2 protein-coding genes are annotated in these 2,439 nt (G+C 40.8%); both read right to left on the bottom strand.

Annotation, left to right across the window (positions count from 1 at the left end):
* Positions 1 to 216: 216 nt before the first annotated feature.
* Positions 217 to 663: a hypothetical protein gene (locus tag ACVPON_RS05235; RefSeq protein WP_462876857.1), complete on the bottom strand. Its 447-nt coding sequence runs from the start codon at positions 661 to 663 to the stop codon at positions 217 to 219.
* A 10-nt stretch (positions 664 to 673) separates the two neighbouring features.
* Positions 674 to 2,439, bottom strand: a 1,766-nt coding sequence (locus ACVPON_RS05230) for a TNT domain-containing protein (protein ID WP_462876855.1), incomplete at its 5' end; no start/stop codon positions are given.

Below are 2,439 nucleotides of genomic sequence, written 5' to 3'. Positions count from 1 at the left end.
AGGGGAGTATATCACTGCGTATGTGGGAATAAATTTTATACTTTATAGTTGTTTAGTTTACTTTTAGTACTAGGCAACGAGCTGCAGGCTGTACTGGAGTACGGCAAAGCGAGTTAACGAAGTAATAAAAGTTAAACTAAATGAGTATAACTTGCCTTTCCTTAGCCGTTCTTAAGTAAGAACGCTAGTTATCGTAGAATCTGTCTATTTCAAATTCTACTCAGCAATTTGAGATTGGTTTTCATTTTCATACCAAATAGAATATTTGGGGTTTATTTTATCCAATAATTTTTTCTCATATTGGCATCTTTTTTCTTTCATCTGTTTAACTAATTGTTCAATTCTATCAAACTCAAGATTATTGATTAATTCATTAATTTCAAACTCACTAATCCCCCCTATTTTTTCAGATGAGATAATTTGCACTATAACTTTTAATATTCGGTATTCCACCTCATCTGCAGTTAAATCAATTTCTTCAGATGTTATTTTTCCACGTTCAGTAAAAATCAAATTATAGCTGTCTTTCTTATTCTCAACTACACTTATTCCCTCAGGAAAATAAGGTGGTTGATGCAAAAAATATACTCCTAAATTTGATAAATTGATATCTTTAATTTCAGAAACTTCATTTTCAATTTTAGTCTTTAACTCTGCTAACATAATTTACCTCTTATTTAATTTTAAGGACATAACCACCTTTTTCCAATTCATCAATCGTCAAGTCCGTCAAATATTGTGTTCCCAGTCCTCGTTCATCAAACCATGGTGCAACAATACCCTCTTTTATAGATATTTCTTTAAGAACAATATAATCAGAATTAGGTTGTGATTTCATGAAAGGAGGCAAAGCCTTCTCTCCAAAAGTTGCACCCTCAGGTGAAAAATACCTGCCTGTTGGATTGGACCCAATCCTATTAATTTTAGTTCCAGGTAGTAAAATTGATTCTCTGTATTCTCCATTTAGGAAGCCGTCTTTATGGATACTACCATCAACTCTTCCAAATGCACTTTCTGGTGTTCCTGGATAGGTTACATTCCCAGTTATTTGGTTAAAATAATCCGGATTGTCATACACATTTTTATTCGCAAGGTAAAGCTCTAAATCCAGCGGGTACGTCCAATCCCCTAATTTAACCCTATCCACAGGTTCTATTCCTGCCTCTGCATACTTAGTCCATTGTTCATAGCGACGGGCATCTTCTGGGCTCATCCCTTCGATAAAAGGAAGTCTGCTTGTTTTCTCTATCACCTCATCCACATGTTTACTAGAGAACTGCATGACCTCACGCAGCATCTTGCTCTCACCGCTAAAGGCAGACAGGGAGCCTACTTCATCCGCAAAGGTAAAGGCTTCCCGACGGAGGCCAGCTGGAATTCGGGTATCTAATAATTTCTCCCCAAATTGACGAATGACAGGATTGCTCTTCGCTAAGATATTGTCAACCTTTGAGCCCCATTTTTCGACAGTTGCGAGGATTCTTACCTTGGTACTCTTGGCTAAGCCAATCATCTCAGCGGCCTTAGCTCCAATATTTGTCCCCTTAGCCACCTTACCTACAGCTGCTGCACTAACAAAAAGACTGGCAATCTCGAAAGTCAGACCTCCTACATCATAGGCATCCATGTGAATAATCTGATCCCAGAGAGCTTTCCCTGTCTGCTGAGCTCGATAAGCAGCCTTATCCATATAACTAGCATTGGGAGCCTGTCCACGTATAGTCGCTATTGGATCAGTCAGAGCAGTATAGGTTCCTACTCCTAATTCTACAAGGCTAGACAGATTATCTACTGTCCCTTTCAAGTCTCGCTTCATCCACTCTGGAGTTTGGACACCTGTCAGACGATTAACGCCATCAGTAATGGCAATATCAATGATCTGTGTCAAATCAACCGCACCTATCGCAGTCTCTGAAATCATACTTCCAGCTGCACCAATAAAACCTTCCGTAAACAGGAGCGTGTCCTTCACTCCTTGAGGAAGCGGTAGGTTCCGTGTCCCCTCAACGACATCCCCCCACCAAGAACCAATCTCATCAGAACGATCCTTCAGCCAGGCTTGGATGGGATGATGACGGCGATAAGAGGCTTCCCGTTCTGCTGCTTCTTGTTCCGCCTTGCGCTTAGCAGCCTCAATCGCTTCTGCTTTGGCTTTCGCATACTGCTGATCCATCTCATAAATCGCTTGACCGAGGTCGCCATACGCCACAAAGTTCGTCAAAATAGGATCACTATAGCTCAAACTCTTTACTCTTCCTGCAGCTACCATCTGGCTACTTAAGGCGCTAAATAGTTGCTCAGTACCGCTGGTTGAGGGCATCGTATCAAAGGATAGAACCTTATTTTTCGTATCCTGAACATACTGCCGTGCCGTCTGGGTATTGGTATAGAAGGTGCTGCTTAACGGGGCACTCAGATGATAGAGACTCGAAATACCAT

Source organism: Streptococcus sp. 1F3 (assembly GCF_054968985.1).
This window is presented reverse-complemented; position numbering and strand designations above follow the sequence as displayed.

Coding starts and splice junctions, on each gene's coding strand:
- ACVPON_RS05235 (WP_462876857.1), bottom strand. CDS start 663: ATGTTAGCAGAGTTAAAGACTAAAATTGAAAATGAAGTTTCTGAAATT.